Raw genomic sequence first — 21675 nt, 5'->3', positions numbered from 1 at the left:
TATTCATCAACGAGTGCCCACACAGATTGATAGGTTTAAATTGTTAAAGAGCTTTGCTTATCGAAACTTTCTTTTTACAAAGAAACCCTTGAAAGCGGACGTGAATTCTAGCGATTTAATCTTAAGTGTCAAACACTTTTTAAAATTAATTTATTTCGAACTTTCCGTCTTACTGATTACCGCTGAAGCCTTGTGGCGTCTGCCGTGTCAGTGAGGCGGCATTATAGAGATCATCGTAAACATGGCAACCCCTTTTTTGATAAAAATTCAAAAAAGTTGCTTAAGTGTCTACTTTTACGTCAAAAGCGTCTTTCACAGGTCAAAGCTCATACAATTACAGGCATATCACTTAAAATTTTGCGACTAAATCTTTCGAAAATACCTCTATATCTAGTTCAATACTCCATTTATCACTCAGCTCTACGATGTTATCTAGCGATTGCTGAACTGTTTTTATCGTCAATGTGTTGTTGTCTAGGTCGTATACCTGTTTTTGCGTGGTGTAATAGAAATAAAGGATGGTCAGCGCGTCTCGGTCGCCTTGCTCAGCTTTGGGTTGAATACGCTTGAGCTTACGATAGATTTGATTATGGATTTGTTTAAGGTTCCATACATAAAGCGCTTCTTTGAAGTAATCATGCCCTTTCACACGGCTCGCGATAAATGCATTCAATGCGACTGATAAGATCACACCTAATACGTTCAAGTGGAAATTACCTGTCGATTCGCCTGCGATTGATTGCCCTGACCCGAATAGCTCGATCAGTATGGTTCCGAATACAATGGCGAACACTGCGAGTGACCCAACCAACGAAACCAACAACAGGTTCATCTTCTTTCTATATTCTTCTTTATTAATCTTCTGTAACTTCACCGACAGCTTCCTTATGTAAGTCACTTTATAATTTTGCGCATACTATCTATGTAAACATTGGTTCGCTTCAACCCTTACCGTCTTGTAATGTGGTCATTCTCTATTTAATACTCAAAGTTCGCGGGTTGGTGCTAAGTGCAACTCCATTTGACTTCATTAATAGAAAAGAGTTACATACCGCCACAATTTTGGTTATTCATCAATTCATGTTGATAAAGTCCGTTTCGCTTTATCACATACTGACAAGGTACATTCCATGCGTTCATTTGTATTACGCGCTCGCGCAGCCCCTACAGAGAGCAAACTTATCTTAGAAGGTGTTGGGCAAGACGCTCATACTGAGATTCTGGCTCATACTCTGATGAACACGATCTTCGTTGCTCAATCTCACCGTGAGAATGTCATCGTGCATCTTGTGCTAGAAAGTACTAAAGACTTTTCACGTACCATTACATTCGATTCAAATGAAATCACCAACATTGGCGGCTTTCATGAATCTGCACTGTTATCTGCGGTAGTAAGAGCGGTTGACGCTTCTCAAGGCATGACAAAAGAACAAACACGTCAGGTAGAACCGGGCATCACTGTTCGTACGATGAGCTTTGAAAAGTTGGTCAAAGAACTGGCCGAAGACCACCAGCTGTACATGATGGATAAAAAAGGCGACTTTATCCGTGATGCAGAGATTGCGGAAAACCCATGTTTCCTTCTGACTGACCACATCCCAATGCCGAAGAAAAGCTACAACAGCTTAAAGCGCTTAGGAACAGAAAAGATCAGCTTAGGCCCGAACATGCTGTTTGCTTCTCAGTGTGTTGTGTTGATCAACAATGAGCTTGATATTCGCGGTTTCTAATCTCCGAACTAATAGTCTCAACGCAAAAAGAGCTCAACTAAGTGAGCTCTTTTATTATCTATCTCTTGGTATCGAGGGGGTTATCTCATAATCAAGCCTGATTAACCAAAGATGAAGCTGTATAGGAAGCCTGCACCCATCGCCATGCTTAGGATAACGAATAGGAATGCTGCAATCATTTGGTTCTTGAAGATTGATTTAAGCAGGATAACTTCCGTCAAACTTGCACCTGCACTACCAATGATCAATGCCATAACTGAACCCAGCGCCATGCCTTTCTGTACTAGAGCTGCACTTAGTGGGATTACCGCTTCAGCACGAATATACAGTGGAATACCAATCACGGCTGCTACTGGAATCGCATACCACATACCTTCACCAGCGTACTGTGCAATAAGGTCTGTAGGAATGAAGCCGTAGATGAATGAACCAATCGCGATACCCATCATTAGGTAAGGGAAAACTTGTTTAAAATCTTTCCAAGTTGAGAACCAAATTCTCATCCAACGGCTAGATTCTTTCTTCTCTACGATTTCAGCTGTTGCGCTTCCATCCGCTGAACAGCATGAAACCGTTACTTGTGGCTCTTCTTTTTTAGAATCGCAGCAAGATGTCTCTTTCGCCATTACGGGTGCGGGTTCGCCACATGCACTTGTACCACATGAAGATTCTGCTTTAACCGGTGCTGCTTTCTTAGGAGCAGAGTCACCACAGCTAGTGCCACAGCTTGAAGCTGAACCTGTTGATTCATACGCTTCAGGTTTTACGTAACGCTCAAAGCCAAGCTTCTCAAGTGCGTAACCAGCCACTACAGACACCGTCATTGCTACAAGGAAGTAGAACACAGCAACTTGCCAACCGAAGGTAATCACAAACAAACCAATGATCACTGGGTTCAATAGTGGGCTACCAAATAGGAACACCATCATTGGACCGAAACCCGCTCTTGCACGCAGCAATCCTTTTAAGAAAGGAATGGTCGAACATGAACAGAAAGGTGTAATTGCACCCAGTAGTGCTGCTACTACATAACCCTTACCATTACGTGAGCTCAGGATAGATTGAATCTTTTCTGGTGTAAGGAACTCTTGAAGAATCCCAACAATGTAGCTGATCGCTAAGAAAAGGATAATTAGCTCTACTGCTAAGAAAGCGAACATATCAAGTGCGTCTTTCAGCATTGTTAACATTTCATTGCTCATAATTAACTCCAAACTGGATTGAAGGTCGGGCTCTATGAGAAAAGTAACCAACCCTTAATTTCGAATATTCTCGAATTATAGAAATAAACAGCTCCAGAACAAGCATTATTTCGATAAAAATCGAAATGATTTTCGAAAACACAGTTTTTCAATAACTTACACAGAAACCGTTTTTAAATTTGAATTCGACATACATTTCGACTAACATCGAAATTAAATCTTGAGGAGTTAATATGAACTTAGAAGTCGTTGCGAAAGCACTTAAAGAGTTGGGGCACCCTATTCGCCTAACCATTTATAAGAGTGTCGTTAAAGCTGGCTACCAAGGCATTGCAGTTGGCGGCCTACAAGAAGAGCTAGGCATTCCCGGTTCTACCTTGTCTCACCACATATCAAGCTTGGCGTCTGCGGGCCTAATCAGCCAAAGACGAGAAGGAAGAACTCTATTCTGCGTGGCGGAGTATGAGTGCCTAGAAGGTGTGATTGATTTCTTACAAGACGAATGTTGCGTAAATGAACAGTGCAACTAATGCACCTTTGAAGCTCGAACAAGTCTGGGCCGAGTATCAGCAAGCATTAAAGTCATTCCTGCATTCAAAGGTCAACAACTCTGCGGATGTAGACGACTTGCTCCAAGATATCTTGATTAAGACCTATCAGAACTTAGATAAGGTACAAGATGCTAGCAGTGTTAAGGCTTGGCTGTTCCAGTTAGCCAACAACACCATTATCGACTTCTACCGTAAGCATGCACGCCAACAACGTGATAGCCAAATTGATGCTGAAGATCTGTGGTTTACCGATTTAGACCACGACTCTGAATTTAAGCAGAAACTTTCATTGTGTATTGAACCTTTTATTCAGGCATTGCCAGAACAAAGTTCATCGCTACTGCTTGCGGTCGACATCAAAGGCCAAAGCCAAAAAGAGATCGCAGAAGCGCAGAACGTCAGCTATTCAACGGTTAAATCCCGCGTGCAAAAAAGCCGTGCTGATCTTAAGAACCTGTTTGAAGAGTGTTGTAACTTGTCCCTTGATCAACAAGGCAATGTGATTGATTGCGAGCTTAAGCCGAACGCCAGCTGCGGCAAGTGTTAATCGTTACATCGAATCCGTTATTTCAATAGAACAAAGCCAGCAATTAATGCTGGCTTTGTTGTTTTCATAATCTGCAAATCACTCTTTACTTAAGCAAATCTAGAGCTTGAGCGAACCGAACTATGCTGCTTCCGCTTTTACCACAGGTTGATAGCGCCCCGGTTTATGATTCATTGCTAGAATCAAGTTGGTGACTATCGCACCAAGCACAGACAGAAGAACCAATGACACATCAACAATGAACAGAGAAAGCACAACAATCGTGCAGTCTAATGCCATCTGAACCTTACCTGCTCGAATTCCAAAACGTTCTTGTAAGAACAACGCCAGAATGTTGAAGCCACCTAAGCTCATCTTGTGACGGAAAATCACCAGCATGCCGGTACCAATCAAGCCACCACCAAGTAAAGCTGCATACAATGCATGAATTTCGGCAATTTGAATCACGTGATACAAGTGATCCACGGCGAACGAAACAATCGAAACCGCGATAAACGTATTGATTGTGAAGCGCCAGCCCATACGAGCAACCGACAAAATATAGAAAGGTAAGTTAAGTGCGAAGAATACTTGGCCAAAGCTCAAATCTGTTACTTTGGTAATGAAGATCGCTAGACCAGCCGTGCCCCCGGTGAGCAAACCGACTTGGTTGAAAAAGATAACGCCGAGTGAAACCAATGCGCTACCTAAGATCAGTGCCAGTAAGTTTTCGCGAAGATTATGATCTTTATCCATGTGAATGACTCTCCCTGAATCTTTTAACATCGCGTTTCAGTAGTCTTGAAACGATTTATGCCCAAATTTACGATGTTTGACAGATAAGTCGAGTGAACGAGCAATGTTGCTTAGTGATTAGTTTGTATATTAGTTTTTACAGCTTTGTGAAACTTTAAATTAAACAGCTAGTTATAAGCCTTAATTTAGACTTTCATTCTTAATTAGATACTTGTTTCTATTAACTAACGAGCTTCAAGTTTTCTTATTTATTGAGCGCGTTTTATACCAATTCCAATCAAGCGACAATCTATGCATAAAACGCATAGACTACATCACAAATGGTCATTTGATACATACCCGACTCATCACTATGATGCGCGACTTCTTACAACATTGAGCGCATGTCAACACCGTATGTTTTCACAATCTCTTTTTGCCCAACTTGCCAGAATGACGTTATTCCTCGTCATTAGTTTGGTTATTGTGCATCACAGTCAGCCATTGATTGATCTCTTGGCTCAGCATGCCGTAAGCAGTGGTTGCCACCAGCAGTCAGGGCATGATCATTCTGGGCACGAACATCACCATGAGATGACTGACCAACACATGTCAGCGCAAGACCACTCACATCACCACCATTAATTTAAGAGTATTAGAATGAGCATTTTCCGTTTTCCTTTACTGGTATGGCTAGGGATAGGCACACTTATTATCAGTCTAGGGATCAGACAATCATTCGGCATTTTCATGATGCCAATTTCAGAGCATTTCGGCACGGGTCGAGAGTTTTTCAGCTTCTCTATTGCTCTACAAAACTTATTGTTCGGTGTGTTCCAACCTTTTGTTGGTATGGCCGCTGACAAATGGGGAGCAAGACGCATCATTATTGCTGGCGCATGTGCTTACGGTTTGGGTTTACTTCTTACCTCAATTTCTACCGAATCGAGCATGCTTTACGTTTCGTTAGGCGCACTGGTTGGTCTTGGCTTGAGTGCGACAAGTTACGTGATCGTGCTTGGCGCAGTAGCGAAAGTTGTACCAGCAGAGCACGCGGCTAAGGCGTTTGGCTTAACCACGGCTGCAGGTTCATTTGGTATGTTCGCGGTAATTCCGGGCGCACAATACATGCTGAATGAATTTGACTGGCAGAGTGCGATGCAAGTGTTTGGCGTACTGTGTTGTTTGATGATCTCTTTTGCGCTGTTCATGCGAGCGCCTAAAGCAGCCTCAAACAAACAAGCGCAAGCTGAAGAGAACCAAACACTCAAAGAAGCGTTGTCTGAAGCGTTTGCTCACAAAGGTTACTGGTTGATTCACGCGGGCTTCTTCGTGTGCGGTTTCCACGTAATGTTTATCGCAACGCACTTACCGAGCTATTTAGCAGATAAAGACCTACCCGCGAGCAGCGCTGCGATGGCACTGGCTTACGTTGGCATCTTCAACATCTTTGGGTCTTACTTCTGGGGTGTAATGGGCGACAAGTTCAGCAAACGCCACGTTATGTCTGCACTGTACTTAGTGCGTACTGTGGTTATCGGTGCGTTTGTGACTCTGCCTGTGACTGAATCAACCGCGGCTATCTTCGGTGCGGCCATTGGATTCTGTTGGTTGGGTACAGTTCCGCTAACGTCTGGCTTAGTTCGTCAGATCTTCGGTGCCCGTTACCTATCAACGTTGTACGGCTTGGTATTCTTTACTCACCAAGTGGGTAGCTTCTTAGGCGCTTGGGTGGGTGGTCGTATTTACGATTACTACGGTTCTTACGAGCCAATCTGGTGGTCAACGGTGGTGCTGGCATTTGCAGCAGCACTTATCCATTTACCAATCAATGACAAGCCCATTGAGCGACTGAAATTGGCAATGGCTTAACGTTTTATGCTGACTCCCCCACTAGCGTAAACAAGTCGTTCCAATAAAGCGAGTGAGTATTGAAAGGAAGCATCCTGAGATACTCACTCGCTTTTTTGTTGGTCGTTATAGTAGAAATTATAACTAGCGAAACTGGCATAAAGCTCACTGAATAATAAGACTATTATTTTAGTTTTCATTTATAGTATCCACCCGCTCCTTTAAAACTAATCCGCAGGCTTATGGAATACATAGATCAGACTGTCCTTATCGCAATGACACTCATTTTTGTCGGCTCGTTTGTGCAAACCGCAATCGGCTTTGGTTTGGCCATTGTTGCAGCCCCACTGCTGTTTTTGGTCTCTCCAGATTATGTGCCTGCGCCTATCTGTTTGATCGGTCTATTTATCTCGTTATTCAACGCTTTTAAACATAGAGCAAATATCTCTATTGGCGGATTAAAAATCGCATTGCTGGGCCGTATTCCTGGGTCACTGGCAGGTGGTGCTTTGTTGGTGATGGTTTCAACGAGCGTGTTATCACTATGGTTGGGCTTATTGGTAGTATTTGCCGTGATTGTTAGCCTACTGCCCTTTAGACTCGAACCAACCCCAACTAAGATGGGTATTGCGGGGTTCTTCTCTGGGTTCTTTGGCACCAGTTCTGGTATTGGTGGTCCACCGATGGCACTGCTACTCCAACACCAAGATGCCAATCAGCTTCGTGGTAACCTTTCTGCGTTTTTCGTGTTTAGTTCGATCATTTCGTTGGTTGTACAGATCCCAATTGGCTTCTTCACGCTACACCACTTGATCATCACTATACCTTTGCTGCCTGCTGCTTGGTTGGGTTACAAAGTGGCGTTAATGACGACACAAAGCATCCCTAAAGAGAAGATACGCATTGGTTCATTACTGCTATGTTCTCTCAGTGGCTTTACGGCAATCTGGCAGGGTTTAGCTGGCTAGTTATTGGCGATAAAGACAAGAAGAAGAAAGACATCTTAGAAAACCAACACAAACACCCAGTAGATAAAAGGACGCTCTATGACTTACGACGAATTCAACGCATTCTGCGAGTCACTGCCTGCAACCAGTTATGTGATGCAGTGGAATAACTCGCACGTTTGGAAAGTGGGTGGCAAGGTGTTTGCGATTGGTGGTTGGGGACCGAAAGATGAGCCTGCGTTTATCTTCAAGGCGTCCGATCAGAATTTCGACTTTCTCAAAGAAGAGCCGGGCTATAAACCCGCACCCTACTTTGCTTCACGCGGTATGAAATGGATTCAGCTGTTTGAAAGCACGTCACAAAGGGATGAGGAGCTGAGATACTATCTCATTGAGTCACACCGAATTGTGTCCTTAGGTCTAACCAAAAAGAAGCAAGCAGAGCTAGGGCTCAATCAGTAGCGTTTATTACGTACTGCTAATCTGAGCCCTTCTTTTGCAGTGAGGACGGATCCCTAAGAAGTCTGTTTCAAAAATGCAGGTAAATAGCGTTCTATTTTTTGCTCTGAGATAAGCGGCACCAATAAATAGATCAAACCCGCAAAGGCAATAGATCCGGCTAAGTCTTCTGGTCGATGCATGCCAAGCCAAACACGGCTATAGGCGACACCACCAGCCCAAACCAGTAAACCGCCGACTAGATAAAAGCGTTTCGCCTCTAGGAGAAGACCACCAAAGAACGCCAAACACACACCGACGAAAATCATATGTCCAGATGGGAATGAATAGTCTGTTTCGCCAAGCCAATGACGTGTTCGCCATTCACTGACCTTATCTTCTACTGACTCAATGGCCACGTTCTTTTCTTCTAGTGGCAGTTCATAAAACAGCTCCGGCATATCAACCACTTCTTGGGTAACTAAGTACTCAGTATATGGGCGTGGACTCTCCGTTGATGATTTAAGGAATGTCTTTGCTGCAAAGCTTAACACCAATAAAATACCAAGCTGCAAACAAAGGCTCACTAGCTTTGCTTTTGAGAACTTTAATGTCAGCACCAACAAAGAGAGAATCGCGAGTGTGATTAGGAACCCTTGATTACCCGCTGAATAAGTCACGAATGTCATCACAGCACCATAGAAAGGCAATACAGCACTTCCAAGGTCGAAGTCAGATCCAAAGATCAAAAAGGGTATGAGGGAATACAAACTTAGAACGAGCAGTAATAAGCCTTTGGATTTGTTAAAGAACAGAGAAGTCATGGCTAAGATCTTTTAGATAAAGTGGTCGGATGCTATCGCAGCTTAGCATCGTCAATATCAATTTTATGTCAAAACGGTCAGTCAGCCGTCATGGTGTAACAATATTCGATTAATGGACCTCTTGAGTATTGATTCGGTGAACAGCCACGCCAGCACCAATAATGTTCAACATCCATTTATGTTCATAGAGATAGCAAAAACCACTGAAACCAGACGAGACAAAGGCATCATCCCATTAATAGACTACCGGACGCGTTCTGCTGATAAAGTGAACACTTACCGGATTATAAGGCCAGAATCTTAAAAACTTTGCTGTCAGTCCTTTAAATCCACTATTGAAAGGATTACCATCTGGTCTGCTTTCAAAAGCAAAACAGATTATTAATTTTTATTCTCAGGGCGGGGCGAAATTCCCCACCGGCGGTATGTCCTTAGCAAAATCTAAAGATAAGCCCGCGAGCGCTCGATTCGTCGAGGTCAGCAGATCTGGTGAGATGCCAGAGCCGACGGTTATAGTCCGGATGAGAGAGAATGAAAACACACTCGTTTAAGTTGGAAAGGCGTACCCGCGTGAGTTGGGTTCGTACCTCCAACTTAGGCGGGTGCATTTCGTTTTGGATAAAACCATAATGAGCTAAAGTTGACTTGTAATGAGTAGGCTTTGTTGTGCTCGGTTGAGATCCCTCATACAGCCCTGATTCTGGTGATATTTTAGGAGTTTAACCATGAATCAGTCTTCACTACTTGCCGAATTTGGCGAACCAATCACTCGCGTTGAAAATGCACTGCAAGCTCTACGCGAAGGTCGTGGCGTACTTCTACTTGACGATGAAGATCGTGAGAACGAAGGCGACATCATCTACTCAGTAGAACACCTGACGAATGCTCAAATGGCGCTTATGATCCGCGAATGCAGCGGCATTGTGTGTCTGTGTCTAACTGACGAGCAAGCGAACCAACTTGAACTTCCACCTATGGTTGTTGATAACAACAGCGCAAACCAAACTGCGTTTACCGTCACTATCGAAGCGAAAGTTGGCGTAACAACAGGTGTTTCTGCCGCTGACCGTGTAACAACGATCAAGACAGCTGCAAACCCAACAGCTAAGCCTACTGACCTTGCTCGCCCTGGCCACGTATTCCCATTACGTGCTCGTAAAGGTGGCGTACTTGCTCGCCGCGGCCACACAGAAGGTACTGTGGATCTTATGCAAATGGCTGGTCTTCAATCGGCAGGCGTACTATGTGAAGTAACCAACCCAGACGGCACAATGGCAAAAGCGCCAGAGATCGTTGCTTTCGGCAAACTTCACAACATGCCAGTACTGACCATTGAAGATATGGTTATGTACCGCACTGAGTTCGACCTTAAGCTTGCGTAACGTTTAGTGCTAAACGCTTAGCTCTTAAGCTAACGAAACTCAGAAATGAACATTGAAAGGTCTCACTCTTACTGCTTTTTCTAGTTAAAAGTATATAAAGGGTGAGGCCTTCTTCATTTCCTACACTGAAATCTAAGTTCCATCTCATCGCCCACGACTAACCTCTCAAAAAATCCTGCAAAATATGAAAAACATTCACTAGAATGGTGAAGTCATGCACCATCATTGATCATCCATAATTACAGGGAAATCATAAGCAACTGAAATATAACACTTATTTATTTTGGCACGGTGTCTGCACTACCACTAAGTAGGTATACAAATATTAGGAGTTGAATATGTTTGTAGTTATTTCAGTGGGTTTATCCCTATTAGTACTTGCGGCCCTGTTTCATTTCTCAAGGAAGAGACAAACAGCGCTATCACACAGGTTTGAAACCTTAGTTCTGCTTAGAGAATTATTGTTGTTATCACGCAAACATCGCGCGGCAACGCACTATGCTCTAGCTTATAAGTTGTCTAGCGACTCGATTCGCAAAGTGAACGAGATTTACGACAACATACTTGAAGTATCTGAACTGCTTCAGTCCCATGTGTCGTTTGATAGCCGCCCTATGTATCGCATCTATCACCTCAAGCTCATCGCCATGCACAGCGACTGGCAAAACCGTAGCTTGGTGCGTAACCAATCGATTCATGGCAAAACAATTCGCCATAGCATGTTCTTGATGGATGAAGTAATGATCATCTGGCTAATTCAGTCTGAGCGTGAAGACATGAGCCGTGAGTATCACATGAATTGGCAACAGATCTTAGACTGCATGGAGATCCTGACCAAGTTACGCATGTGCATACCTGATATGGAGAAGCCTGAGGAGTACGCGAGATTCAAATTCTACGCCTCTCAGACACACAGAAAACTCAACCAGTTATCGATTATCTGCCCTCTTAGTAGTGGGTCACCGGTTTGTACGCGAGCGATGCATGCACTCTCAGAGATCGCATCAAGTAACGAAGCGACCCAACCGGCAGATAGCATGTACGAATTAACCAGTGATATCTCTAGCGTCGTGTCGCAAGTTTACGACCAAGTATTATCCGACATTACGAGAAGCTTGTATCAGCCTTTACCAGACGTAAACGAAAAGGTAATAAATACCCGATTATCCGTACATCATTACATGTAAAGACTTCGTGAGAGGAGAGCGTGCTGGAACTCTGAATTATTGAGTTCAAATCCGATATCACCATTGATATCGGATTTTTGTATTTATGAGCTTTTAAAATTCTATCGCTATGTATCATTGCCTATGAAGTTTCAAACATCGCCAGATTTGATATCGCTAGACCAAGCTTCTGCGGCAAAATCAATGAACTGACGAACAACCGGCAGCTGATAACTACGAGACAAATACACCGCCCACAGCACACTACTCGGTGAAACAAACTCATCCAATATTCGTATCAATTTGCCATTCGCAATCAGTGGGTTGGCTAAGTCACAAGGTAAACGAACTACCCCTTTCCCGTGCTGTGCGGCGCGAGTTAGCACTCCAACATCATTAGCCTTGATAGTGCCAGACACCTCAACTGAATAGTGTTGATTGTCCTTAACAAAATCCCACTTAGAAACATTCAAGTGACGAAAACAATTGTGTTGTCGAAGCGCCTCGACCGTTTCAGGTTCACCATGTTTGTCTAAGTAGGCTTGCGAGGCACACACCACTGAATCAATAACCATTAGCTTTCGTGCAATCAAACTATCATCAGGTTGATCGGTATAACGAAGTGCAATATCGATCCTCTCATCCACCAGCTGAGTAAAGCGGTCTGAGGCAAACAGTTCGACCGTGATATTAGGGTGGCGCTCGGTGAACTGTTCGACCACATCCAACAACATGTGCTGAGTTAAACCAATCGGAGCTGCAATTCGAATGGTTCCAGAAAGATCATCGGTTTGATTGAGTGAAGTAACTTCTAGCTCAGCGGTCTCATGGAGGATCTTCTCACAGCGCTGCAGAGCGATTTCCCCTGCCGCGGTTAAGCTCACCTTTCGAGTCGTCCTATGTAATAGCCTCTGCTTCAGCCACCCTTCTATCTCTTGAACATGACGTGAAACCTGCAACCGACTCATGTCCAAATGCTCAGCTGCTTGGGTGAAGCTGGCACAATTCGCAACTTCGACAAAGCTACGCATTGCCGTCAACCTATCCATCACACTCTCCTTGAACTGTTTAACTGCTAACCTAACCTTATTAGATAACTATATGGATACAATCTACATCATTTTGCGATATTTATCGCAACCTAGTGAGCTATTAGACTGCAATGGCTGTCGAGAAAACGACTCAATAAATTAGATAATTGGAGAGACATTATGAAAATTGCAGTATTAGGTGCATCAGGTTGGATTGGTAGTCACATCGCTCAAGAAGCTCAATCTCGTGGTCACGAGGTCGTTGCTGTTGTAAGAGATGCAAGCCGCGTGGAAACCAAAGGCATTGAAGTTCGTTCATTTGATTTACAAGATGAAGCCGCAAGTCTAGCAAACGCACTATCCGGCGTTGATGCAGTCATTACTTCGATTGGCGGACGTGCTCTGGGTAATCACGACATCGTAAAAAACACTGCGACTAAATTGCTGGCAACATTACCGAGCATCGGTATCGATCGCCTACTTTGGGTTGGCGGAGCTGGCTCATTAGAAGTAGCGCCAAACGTACCGCTAGTGACTGTTCCTGACTTCCCTGCGGATTACAAAAACGAAGCGCTAGCACAGGGCGAAGCTCTTGAAGTGTTCAAGCAATCTAATAGCGAAGTTAACTGGACGTTCGTTAGCCCTGCCGCAGAAATATTCCCGGGCGAGAAACTATCGACCTACCGCACTGGTGGCGATCAACTGCTCACCGACGAAGATGGTAACAGCAAAATTTCAGTCAGCGATTACGCTATTGCGATGATTGATGAACTCGAAGCTGGCAAATTCCCACGCCAACGTATTGGTGTTGCGTACTAGTCAGCTCATATATAAAAACTAAAAAAAGCCGCTTGTTCAAAACAATGCGGCTTTCTCATCTTTTACTGAGCATTCCTTTAATCCAATGGCAGATGCCCTGTTTTCACTAGGATAACCGTCTCTTCTTCCACATAAGGAAAATGCTCACTCATGTGTGGGCTGCGCATCCATGTGTGTTTTGGATACTCACCATGTTCGTCTTTAAAGGTGCCAGAAAGTACAAATATCTCTTCACCGCCAAAGTGACGGTGCGGCTGAAAACGTTCGCCAACAGGCCACTTCACTAACGCGACATGCTCGTGTTCGAACTCATGCAGTGGCATCACTTGTAAGCCGCCAATACCCTGAAGCCATTCTGTTTCCAAAGTATTAATACGAACTTGAGTTAAGTCTCTCGCGTCAAACTGGTTGAGCTTAACCAAGATCGTACAGCCATTTTTGCTGGATGGGGAATGCGCGCTGCCCGGCGGATTACGGATATAAGTGCCCGCTGGGAAATCTCCGGTTTCATCAGAGAACACACCCTCTAATACGAAGATCTCTTCACCTTGCGGATGTGGGTGCTCAGAAAACGAAGAGTCAGGATCGTACTTCACCACGCTGGTCGTGTGGCCCGATTCTTTCTCTTCTCTTTCAAGTGGCTTACGCCAAACCCCTTTAGCAGGGCTTGCGACCCAATCTAATGTCTCGGTTTCTATAACCAGTCTCTTTGAAAAGTCCATATTGAACATAATGGCGACCTTACTCTTGTTATCGTTTTAATTATTATTGTTGTCTTTCTCGTTTCTATTCTACGCGAATACTGATCAAGGAGGCTATCTCGCTGCTATTTTGCCTGCGCGATAGCCACCTAAAAAGAAACCTAATTAATTTCGGCCAGCAATCACTCCGCCATCAACATCCCAGATTGCACCCGTTACCCAATCTGCACTGTCTGACAGTAGGAAAGAGATGCTATTAGCGATGTCTTTCGGCAAACCTACTCGACCAATAGGATGGAACGCGTTGAAGCCTTCTAGCGCTTGATCCACTTCTTCAGGTTTGATGAAAGATTCGTAAATCGGCGTTTTAACAACAGCAGGAGAAACCGCATTCACGCGAATGTTGTAGTCCGCAAGCTCCATCGCCATGTGCTGTGTTAAAGCGTGCAAGCCAGCTTTTGCCATTGAATACGCAGAGGATGGTGTCGCTCTAATAGCTTGTTTGGCCCACATAGAGCCTACATTTACCACGTTTCCGCCACCGTTTTTGATCATCAACTTGCTGACAGCTTGAGTGATGAAGAAGGTTGCTTTATTGAGCTGCATGTATTGCTCGTAATCAGATTCTTGGTGTTCAATAAACGCTTTAGGGTTGAAGTAACCAGCCGCATTCACAAGGTAACCAATACCTTCTTCGAGCGACTCTAAATGCGTAATAAGACGAGACACACTTGCATCATCATAAAGGTTAGCTTGCCAGCCTGAAGCATGACCGAGCGATTGCAGCTCTGACACCGCTTTATCTAACTTAGTTGGGTTATTGCCGACCACCAACACATGGATGTTTTGAGCGACTAACTGCTTCGCTGTTTCAAAGCCCATGCCGCTTGTGCCACCAATTACGACTGCAATACCATTTTTAGTGAAGTTCATTTTGTTACCTCCTAAGTCATGTGAACGTGGTAATCTTAGGCTTTGAACTAACACTATGAATAGTAAGTACAAATCGGTTAGGTAGGTACTTATTGGTACATCTTTATGAAAAATCAGGAAAACTTTTTTTCAAGAAAATCGGCACCAGAGCGTTCCGCTCGTATGGTCGAAACCATCTACGGCTGTAAATGGTCGCTAACGGTTTACCAATTACTGGCAAATGGCATTAATCGCCCCGGTGAAATGGTGCGCTCGGTCGAAGGGTTATCGACCAAAGTATTGAATGAATGCTTGAAGCGAAATGTTGAGTTTGGGATTTTGGATAAGCAGATGTTCAACGAACTACCACCAAGAGTTGAATACCAAGTGACGCCGTTCGGCGAGAAGTTCTTGTTGATTCTAGACCAGCTGGAAAACCTACAAAACGAAATCGACGAAATTTAAGTCTAAGCCAATCCAACTATTGTCAAAAAACGGAAGACAAAAAAAGGAAGACGGAAGACAGCAAATATACTTAGCTCACTGGCATTTGCTCAAAGCGACTTTTCACGAAATCAATAAAGGTTCTAATACGGCTTGGTTGATAGCGGTCTCGATGGTAGATCGCTGAAAAGTCCACTTTCGGCACTATCCACTCATTAAACACCTGCTCCAATTGCCCATCATTGATCTCTTGCAAGCAATAGATGGTTGGTACACGAATAATTCCGTTGCCCGATTTCGCGCCCTGTACTAACACTCGCCCATTCTTACATTGCAGCCTACCCGTCACATGAACATCGACTGTTTTCTTGGTGTCATCCAAAGCTTGAAAGCTCCACTTACGCACAGACCCCGTTAAGCAGTCATGGTGAATGAGATCTTTAGGATGGTTTGGCTTTCCTTTGCGAGCAAAATATTCAGGGCTTGCGAGCGTTCCCATCTCGATGTCCAAAAGCTTTCTCGCGATAAAGCCCGCATCTTCAAGGCTTCCCATACGAAATGCGATATCGAAAGCGTCTTCAATCAGGTCGACTCGGTTGCTACTGAAATCAAGGCTGATGCTGATGTCTGGGTAGAGTTGCATGAACTCATTGACCAGATCCGCGATGATCACCTCGCCCAGATAACCGCCAACACAGTTTACTTTTATGTCGCCACGTACTTCTTCGACGTCATCCACAGCAGCAATCAAGGCTTGGTCTATATTATCTAAGGCTTGTTCACATCTCGCGTACAGATCTTGCCCTGCGTGAGTCAACCTTAAGGTTCGAGTGGTGCGGATAAACAGTGTCACACCCATCTGCTTTTCTAGGCTGCTCACTTGGCGTGATACGTGGGAACGAGACACATCCAACTCCTCCGCCGCTTTGGTGAAATTACCTAAACGAGCGATCAGCACGAAAGAACGAATATCAGACAGGTTAATTTGATTAAGCATAGTCGCCAGCTTACTAATGGAGTTATGAGATAGACACTTTTATTGTTGCACCACAGCAACAGTGTTTCAAGTAAAGCGCTATATATCAACAATTCTATTTTCCTTAATATACCTCCATCGCAACGAAGCAAGGCAACAAGCACTTGATTCGAATGCACTTAAACAACCCGTCGTAGCCAACCGACGCAATAAAAGTACAGAGGAAATAAAATGAAAAAACTAATCGTAATTACAGGTGCAAGCTCTGGTATTGGTGAAGCAATCGCTCGTCGTCTAAGCGATGAAGGTCACCCTCTGCTACTTTTAGCTCGTCGTATTGACCGCCTTGAAGCGCTGAACCTACCAAATTCACTGTCAGTGAAAGTAGACGTAACAGACAAAGCGTCTTTTGATGCGGCAATCGCACAAGGTGAAGCGAAGTTTGGCCCTGTAGATGCGCTTATCAACAACGCTGGCGCAATGCTTCTTGGTCAAATCGATACTCAAGACGCACAAGAGTGGAAGACAATGTTCGACGTGAACGTAATTGGTCTTCTAAACGGCATGCAATCTGTACTTGCTCCGATGATGGAACGCAACACGGGTACTATCATCAACATCAGCTCTATCGCGGGTAAGAAAACATTCCCAAGCCACGCAGCTTACTGTGGTACTAAGTTCGCGGTACACGCTATCTCTGAGAACGTTCGTGAAGAAGTGGCGGCTTCAAATGTGCGTGTTACTACTATCGCACCGGGTGCTGTTGAGACTGAGCTTCTGTCTCACACTACATCTCAAGAGATCAAAGACGGTTACGATTCTTGGAAAGAAGACATGGGCGGTGTATTGGCAGCTGACGATATTGCTCGCGCTGTATCATTCGCTTACCAACAACCACAGAACGTATGTATCCGTGAAATCGCTCTAGCACCAACTAAGCAACAGCCATAGGCCTTTGCTATCGCTACTAGACAAGCGATGAAATAGGCAATGAACTAAAACAGCGCCACGACTGAACAAGTTGTGGCGCTTTTGTTTTGATTCAATCTGATTGCTAGCAATAAGCGAGATTAGAACTCAACGCGGTAAACTGATGTGCTACCGCTCACTTCATTGCCTACAGCGATAAAGTGGCTACCTGAACGTGTAAAGTACTTAATTGATTCAGGGCCTAAATCACCCGCTTTCGAGTTGTAAGTATCGTTGTCGCAATCACCGTCTTCATCAACCTTAGTGCACACTGGTTGTGTAAAGTCTCGGTTGTTCAAGTAGCTGATAAAACTTGCGTTCTTAGGCTGTGTTACATCGTAAACCATGATGCCACCTTGGCGCTCAAGGCCGATAAAGGCATAGTGCTTACCGTTGATCTCAGCCACTTCGATAGCTTCAGGTTCTACCCCTTTATCATCGCTGCGATCGTCACCACTTTGGTTGTTATCATTGGTGCTGTTGAAGTTTGCAGGATCTTGTTCAAGAACGATTCGAGCGAAATCATCACCGCTATCAAACACTAATTCGCCAGACTCATCCCAAATAGAGAAAGAGCGGCTACCGAATGCTTGAACCTTTTGGTCAACAGCAAGCGTGCCTTGTGGCTTAATCACCTTTAGGCGAGCCAGTTGCTTGTTATCTTTCAACGCTCCAGCCAATGGGTGGTTAGCGTCAACATCTAGCTTCTTGCCGCGTACTTCATCGACATACGCGATACAAAAGTCTTTTTCTGTGGTGTAGTTTTCGGTGCCTTGATAGTCATCGCCATCCCACTCGAAACCTTTCTCATCACACATTTTTTGCGTGGTCTTGATGCCATATTCACGACCATCACCTTCGTTCGCAGTCACGATGTAGGTGTTGCCCTCAACACTGTAGCTAGTGATGCTATCTGGCATGTAAAGGCCTTCTAACATTGCGTAGCTTTGTAGATTACCGATATTTTTGTCTTTGTTTGACGCATCTAGCTTAGCGTTATCCCAAGGCTTTCCGCCTAATCCAAGAATCGCATCCACTTGCGCACTCGCCACATCAATCGCGGCCAAAGCATTGTTCTCTTGAAGGGCAACGTAGAGTTTTCCGTTATCAGCAAACGTTAGGTATTCCGGTTCAAGGTCTTGAGCGACAGTTGCATTTGGCGCCGAGATTCGAACCTTGTCGGTAAGCTCTGCATGGCGAGGCTGACCTTTATTGAATGACTTGAAATCAATTTGAGTAACTGTCGCTTGCAAAGGACCACTGCTTAAATCCACCAGCGTTACTGAACCTTCAGGATCAATGCTGTAATCCGCATTCGGCTCACCTTCATTTGCAGAGGCAATGTAGCGACCATCTTTCGAGAAGCTCACCATGTCCGGTAATGCACCAGCCGTATAAGTAGTGATCAGCTCTAACGTGTCTGAACGATAAAGTGCAATGATGCCGTTTTGTTGCTTGTCAGTATTTTCAATCGCGACAGCAACTAATCCTTGATGAGTCGACACACTGTTCGCTGCACCAATATCAATACCAGAAGCTGCAGCCGCTGATTGAAGATCAATCGAATCCGAAGATGTTGGTTCGCTAGCTGAGTTCATTGATAAAACATCAACTTTCTGAGCTTGAGCGTTCACAACATAAAGCTTGTCGGTACATGAATCGTAGCTGACGATTTCGGCTGCAGAAGTATCAAACGGGGCGTCAGCAATTGAACGGCCAACTAGGCTGATTCCAGTTACCTCAGCATTGGAAGCGCTTGGCTGCTCGATGGATTGGCATTGAAGGCTAAAAGCATCAAGTGATGTTTGAGATGGCGTAGCAGTCGTTGGTGATGTTGGTTGAGAACAGCCTACTAGAGCAGAACTTACCGCGATAGGCAGTAATAATGTCAGCTTATTAAATTTACGATTCATATATCCTCCATAATTTGAATCGCGATCATAGAGGGCTGTTATGACACTTATCTTTCCCTTTTATTAACAATAAATGACGACAATAGGTTTTCCTTACCCATAACAACAGAGGGTCAAGGCGAGCAATCCATTAACAAATAAGCAAAAAAAAGCGCCCAAGCTGGCTGATGCTTGAGCGCCTTTAGTAAACTGAATAGGGAGATTAGAAGTTGTAACCACCACCAATCATGAATACCCATGGGTCGATATCAACGTCTGTTGAGTATTGTGTTGTAGTTCCACCCACTGTTTGCTTGTACTTAGCTGTTGTACCAATATCTGCATACCAAACCGATGCATTCAGGAACCAATCTTCATTGATCATGTAATCAATACCGATGTTAGCCGCCAAGCCCCAAGAATCATCAAGAGATAGGTCACTTAAGCCTGCACTTTTACCCGTGCCATTCAAACTTTCATCGAAAAATACCGTGTAGTTGATACCCGCACTTACGTAAGGGCGGAAGTCACTGCTCGCTTGGCCGAAGTAGTATTGAACCATAAACGTTGGCGGAAGGTGTTTAGTGTCAGCAACTTTACCTAAGCCATTAACAGAAATATTGTGTGAGAATGGGCTCGCTGCAAGTACTTCAAAACTGATGTTGTCAGTAAACATGTAGCCAAAAGTCAGGCCAAGTTGAGTATCTGAATCTACTGAAAACTCAAGATCTGAGTTGTCTAAAACCGCACCACTGCTATCGTTTGGAGAAACTGTTGCCGCACCTGCACGGATGATAAAATCACCTTCTTTATGAGCAAGAACATTCGTTGACATAAGAGCCGCAATAACCGCAATTCCACATACTGTTTTTTTCATTATTATTTCCTTTTGAGGGCTTATTCTTTATTGGTGAATGAGTAATCATTTCTTATTTTGCGTGCAAGGTAGCATAGAATAACCCTACTTTATTGATGGAAATCAATTTGTGAAAATTTGTGATTATTTATGTAAATTTATATCGACCCGATCACTTTATTCCTTCATTTTATTGACAGTTTTGTAATGCAACTTTTCCGTGCGTCATTTTGTTAATTCAATCCCGTCACTTTGCTCAGCTCTCTTTGGATCAAAATAGAGCAAGCCAATATCTCGAACGCTTCATTTTGGTGCAGAGCAACAAGAATCAATCTCGCCTCGTATAATATTCAATGAGTTACATTTGGCTTAGTGCTTGCAAGTCTATGTTCATAATCATAAATACATTGAGGTTCTGATCATGCAAGACACTCTAACAATCGTTCTGGCCGGCGGTGTTGGCTCTCGGCTTTCCCCTCTCACTGATAACCGTGCAAAACCTGCGGTACCCTTTGGTGGCAAATATCGAATCATCGATTTCACTCTCGCGAACTGCTTGCACTCCGGGCTACGCCAAATTTTGGTGCTGACTCAGTACAAGTCTCACTCTTTGCAAAAACATTTGAGAGATGGTTGGTCGGTGCTTAACCCCGAGCTCGGCGAATACATCACCAATGTTCCCCCACAAATGCGAACCGGTGATAGCTGGTACAGCGGTACTGCCGATGCGATTTATCAAAACTTGTATCTACTTTCACGCAGTGAAGCCAAGCATGTGGTGGTGTTATCCGGTGACCATATCTATCGCATGGATTACGCACCAATGCTCAAGCAGCACAAAAAGAACGAGGCCGACCTAACTGTGGCGTGCATGGAGGTTTCGATTGACGAAGCCAAAGAGTTTGGTGTGATGGAGATAGATGAATCTCTAGAGATCAATAACTTTACCGAAAAGCCACGTTACCCTGCATGTGTACCTGGAAGGCCAACTCGAAGCATGGCTTCAATGGGTATTTACGTCTTTGATAAAGAAGTACTGACACAGGCATTATTGGCAGACGCAGAAGATCCAGACTCAAGCCACGATTTTGGTAAAGATATCATTCCTAAATTGGTGGGCAACAACAGTGTTTACGCATACAAGTTTGGGGATGAAGAAGGCCGAGTGACCCAAGATGCGTACTGGAGAGATGTTGGTACTATCGACTCTTATTACCAATCCAACATGGACCTGTTAAAGCCAGCTTCGCCTATCGATTTATATCAACCTGATTGGGCGATTCGTACTTACGAACCGCAGCTGCCACCCGCACGAACCATTGCTTCAGTTGAAGGTAATCAAGGAATATTCATCAACTCGATGATAGCGAATGGCGTTGTAATTGAAGGCGGCTCGGCGCAAAACTCAATCTTCTTCCCGAAAGTGAAAGTCAGCAATGCCGCGATTGTGATTGATAGTATTCTGTTTGAAGATGTTGAGATTGGAAAAAATTGCCACATACAAAACTGCATCATCGACAAGAACGTTAAGGTGCCTGACGGAACCCAGATCGGTCTTGATGGCCTTGCCGATGCGAAACGCTTCCACATATCAAAACAAGGCGTGATTGTGGTGCCCTCTTCTTACCAATTTGAAGAGTAACCTTTAACGTTGGAATAGCTTTTCTTTAATCGAGTAGGAGGAGGCCTCACGGCCTCCGTCCTCTCACACCACCGTACAAGC

23 protein-coding genes and 1 riboswitch are annotated in these 21675 nt (G+C 44.2%); of the genes, 12 read left to right on the top strand and 11 right to left on the bottom strand.

What is annotated here, in order from left to right:
* Nucleotides 1-349: 349 nt before the first annotated feature.
* On the bottom strand, nucleotides 350-874 hold the full coding sequence (locus tag AB6E30_RS21515; protein ID WP_372105193.1) for a DUF3087 family protein: 525 nt from the start codon (nucleotides 872-874) through the stop codon (nucleotides 350-352).
* Nucleotides 875-1130: 256 nt separating this feature from the next.
* Between AB6E30_RS21515 and trmY the strand changes: the two genes are divergently transcribed.
* Nucleotides 1131-1730, top strand: coding sequence for a tRNA (pseudouridine(54)-N(1))-methyltransferase TrmY (gene trmY, locus AB6E30_RS21510; RefSeq protein ID WP_372105191.1), 600 nt, complete (start codon nucleotides 1131-1133; stop codon nucleotides 1728-1730).
* A 101-nt stretch (nucleotides 1731-1831) separates the two neighbouring features.
* On the opposite strand, the gene AB6E30_RS21505 is transcribed toward trmY, so the two are convergent.
* On the bottom strand, nucleotides 1832-2932 hold the full coding sequence (locus AB6E30_RS21505; RefSeq protein ID WP_372105189.1) for a permease: 1101 nt from the start codon (nucleotides 2930-2932) through the stop codon (nucleotides 1832-1834).
* 233 nt (nucleotides 2933-3165) lie between these two features.
* Here AB6E30_RS21505 and AB6E30_RS21500 point away from each other — a divergent pair, with 233 nt between their 5' ends.
* Nucleotides 3166-3462: a helix-turn-helix transcriptional regulator gene (locus tag AB6E30_RS21500; RefSeq protein WP_004733042.1), complete on the top strand. Its 297-nt coding sequence runs from the start codon at nucleotides 3166-3168 to the stop codon at nucleotides 3460-3462.
* Entirely contained in the window at nucleotides 3446-4030 is a 585-nt protein-coding gene (gene sigZ, locus AB6E30_RS21495) for an RNA polymerase sigma factor SigZ (protein WP_017061700.1), read from the top strand. Before AB6E30_RS21500 ends, sigZ begins: the two co-directional genes overlap by 17 nt.
* A gap of 120 nt (nucleotides 4031-4150) precedes the next feature.
* Here sigZ and AB6E30_RS21490 read toward each other — a convergent pair whose 3' ends face one another.
* Both AB6E30_RS21490 and AB6E30_RS21485 read right to left on the bottom strand, forming a co-directional pair.
* On the bottom strand, nucleotides 4151-4765 hold the full coding sequence (locus AB6E30_RS21490; RefSeq protein ID WP_017065874.1) for a YitT family protein: 615 nt from the start codon (nucleotides 4763-4765) through the stop codon (nucleotides 4151-4153).
* A 460-nt stretch (nucleotides 4766-5225) separates the two neighbouring features.
* The gene (locus AB6E30_RS21485; protein ID WP_017061698.1) at nucleotides 5226-5375 is read right to left on the bottom strand and encodes a hypothetical protein; all 150 of its coding nucleotides are present in this window, start codon (nucleotides 5373-5375) and stop codon (nucleotides 5226-5228) included.
* 29 nt (nucleotides 5376-5404) lie between these two features.
* Between AB6E30_RS21485 and AB6E30_RS21480 the strand changes: the two genes are divergently transcribed.
* The 3 genes from AB6E30_RS21480 to AB6E30_RS21470 all read left to right on the top strand — a co-directional run bounded on the left by AB6E30_RS21480 (nucleotide 5405) and on the right by AB6E30_RS21470 (nucleotide 8004).
* Nucleotides 5405-6616 carry an MFS transporter gene (locus AB6E30_RS21480; RefSeq protein ID WP_017061697.1) on the top strand — a complete coding sequence of 404 codons (1212 nt, stop codon included), beginning with the start codon at nucleotides 5405-5407 and terminating at the stop codon, nucleotides 6614-6616.
* Between the two features lie 221 nt (nucleotides 6617-6837).
* On the top strand, nucleotides 6838-7563 hold the full coding sequence (locus AB6E30_RS21475; RefSeq protein ID WP_170962367.1) for a sulfite exporter TauE/SafE family protein: 726 nt from the start codon (nucleotides 6838-6840) through the stop codon (nucleotides 7561-7563).
* A 78-nt stretch (nucleotides 7564-7641) separates the two neighbouring features.
* Nucleotides 7642-8004 carry an MmcQ/YjbR family DNA-binding protein gene (locus tag AB6E30_RS21470; RefSeq protein ID WP_372105187.1) on the top strand — a complete coding sequence of 121 codons (363 nt, stop codon included), beginning with the start codon at nucleotides 7642-7644 and terminating at the stop codon, nucleotides 8002-8004.
* Nucleotides 8005-8057: 53 nt separating this feature from the next.
* Here the strand turns inward: AB6E30_RS21470 and AB6E30_RS21465 are convergent, their stop codons facing one another.
* Nucleotides 8058-8804 (bottom strand): phosphatase PAP2 family protein, encoded by a 747-nt coding sequence (locus AB6E30_RS21465; protein ID WP_372105185.1) that lies wholly within the window; start codon nucleotides 8802-8804, stop codon nucleotides 8058-8060.
* A gap of 386 nt (nucleotides 8805-9190) precedes the next feature.
* Nucleotides 9191-9341: riboswitch (FMN riboswitch) on the top strand.
* A 188-nt stretch (nucleotides 9342-9529) separates the two neighbouring features.
* Between AB6E30_RS21465 and ribB the strand changes: the two genes are divergently transcribed.
* Nucleotides 9530-10186 (top strand): 3,4-dihydroxy-2-butanone-4-phosphate synthase, encoded by a 657-nt coding sequence (gene ribB / locus AB6E30_RS21460; RefSeq protein ID WP_017054827.1) that lies wholly within the window; start codon nucleotides 9530-9532, stop codon nucleotides 10184-10186.
* A 338-nt stretch (nucleotides 10187-10524) separates the two neighbouring features.
* Nucleotides 10525-11373 (top strand): hypothetical protein, encoded by an 849-nt coding sequence (locus AB6E30_RS21455; RefSeq protein ID WP_017064918.1) that lies wholly within the window; start codon nucleotides 10525-10527, stop codon nucleotides 11371-11373.
* Nucleotides 11374-11504: 131 nt separating this feature from the next.
* Here AB6E30_RS21455 and AB6E30_RS21450 read toward each other — a convergent pair whose 3' ends face one another.
* On the bottom strand, nucleotides 11505-12401 hold the full coding sequence (locus tag AB6E30_RS21450; RefSeq protein ID WP_017069812.1) for a LysR family transcriptional regulator: 897 nt from the start codon (nucleotides 12399-12401) through the stop codon (nucleotides 11505-11507).
* Between the two features lie 162 nt (nucleotides 12402-12563).
* Between AB6E30_RS21450 and AB6E30_RS21445 the strand changes: the two genes are divergently transcribed.
* Complete coding sequence (locus tag AB6E30_RS21445) at nucleotides 12564-13202, top strand: NAD(P)-dependent oxidoreductase (RefSeq protein WP_136974127.1); 639 nt, start codon at nucleotides 12564-12566, stop codon at nucleotides 13200-13202.
* A 77-nt stretch (nucleotides 13203-13279) separates the two neighbouring features.
* Here the strand turns inward: AB6E30_RS21445 and AB6E30_RS21440 are convergent, their stop codons facing one another.
* Entirely contained in the window at nucleotides 13280-13933 is a 654-nt protein-coding gene (locus AB6E30_RS21440) for a cupin domain-containing protein (protein ID WP_017064919.1), read from the bottom strand.
* 135 nt (nucleotides 13934-14068) lie between these two features.
* Nucleotides 14069-14836, bottom strand: coding sequence for an SDR family NAD(P)-dependent oxidoreductase (locus AB6E30_RS21435; protein WP_065584096.1), 768 nt, complete (start codon nucleotides 14834-14836; stop codon nucleotides 14069-14071).
* A gap of 105 nt (nucleotides 14837-14941) precedes the next feature.
* On the opposite strand from AB6E30_RS21435, the gene AB6E30_RS21430 reads away from it, so the two are divergent.
* A complete protein-coding gene (locus AB6E30_RS21430) occupies nucleotides 14942-15280 on the top strand; it encodes a winged helix-turn-helix transcriptional regulator (protein ID WP_372105183.1) in 339 nt (112 codons plus the stop codon).
* Between the two features lie 70 nt (nucleotides 15281-15350).
* Here the strand turns inward: AB6E30_RS21430 and AB6E30_RS21425 are convergent, their stop codons facing one another.
* A complete protein-coding gene (locus AB6E30_RS21425; protein WP_372105181.1) occupies nucleotides 15351-16256 on the bottom strand; it encodes a LysR substrate-binding domain-containing protein in 906 nt (301 codons plus the stop codon).
* 210 nt (nucleotides 16257-16466) lie between these two features.
* On the opposite strand from AB6E30_RS21425, the gene AB6E30_RS21420 reads away from it, so the two are divergent.
* The gene (locus tag AB6E30_RS21420; protein WP_050643750.1) at nucleotides 16467-17186 is read left to right on the top strand and encodes an SDR family oxidoreductase; all 720 of its coding nucleotides are present in this window, start codon (nucleotides 16467-16469) and stop codon (nucleotides 17184-17186) included.
* A gap of 119 nt (nucleotides 17187-17305) precedes the next feature.
* Here AB6E30_RS21420 and AB6E30_RS21415 read toward each other — a convergent pair whose 3' ends face one another.
* Together AB6E30_RS21415 and ompW are read right to left on the bottom strand one after the other, a co-directional pair.
* Entirely contained in the window at nucleotides 17306-19117 is a 1812-nt protein-coding gene (locus tag AB6E30_RS21415; RefSeq protein WP_372105179.1) for a choice-of-anchor I family protein, read from the bottom strand.
* Nucleotides 19118-19319: 202 nt separating this feature from the next.
* Nucleotides 19320-19973 carry an outer membrane protein OmpW gene (ompW, locus tag AB6E30_RS21410; protein WP_372105177.1) on the bottom strand — a complete coding sequence of 218 codons (654 nt, stop codon included), beginning with the start codon at nucleotides 19971-19973 and terminating at the stop codon, nucleotides 19320-19322.
* Between the two features lie 400 nt (nucleotides 19974-20373).
* Here ompW and glgC point away from each other — a divergent pair, with 400 nt between their 5' ends.
* The gene (gene glgC / locus AB6E30_RS21405; RefSeq protein ID WP_102393453.1) at nucleotides 20374-21594 is read left to right on the top strand and encodes a glucose-1-phosphate adenylyltransferase; all 1221 of its coding nucleotides are present in this window, start codon (nucleotides 20374-20376) and stop codon (nucleotides 21592-21594) included.
* The last annotated feature ends 81 nt before the right edge of the window (nucleotides 21595-21675 follow it).

Origin of the sequence: Vibrio sp. 10N.247.311.12 (assembly GCF_041467515.1) — a bacterium.
GTDB lineage: Bacteria > Pseudomonadota > Gammaproteobacteria > Enterobacterales > Vibrionaceae > Vibrio > Vibrio crassostreae_C.
Note: the sequence above shows the minus strand (reverse complement) of the source record. Positions and strands in the feature narration are given on the sequence as shown.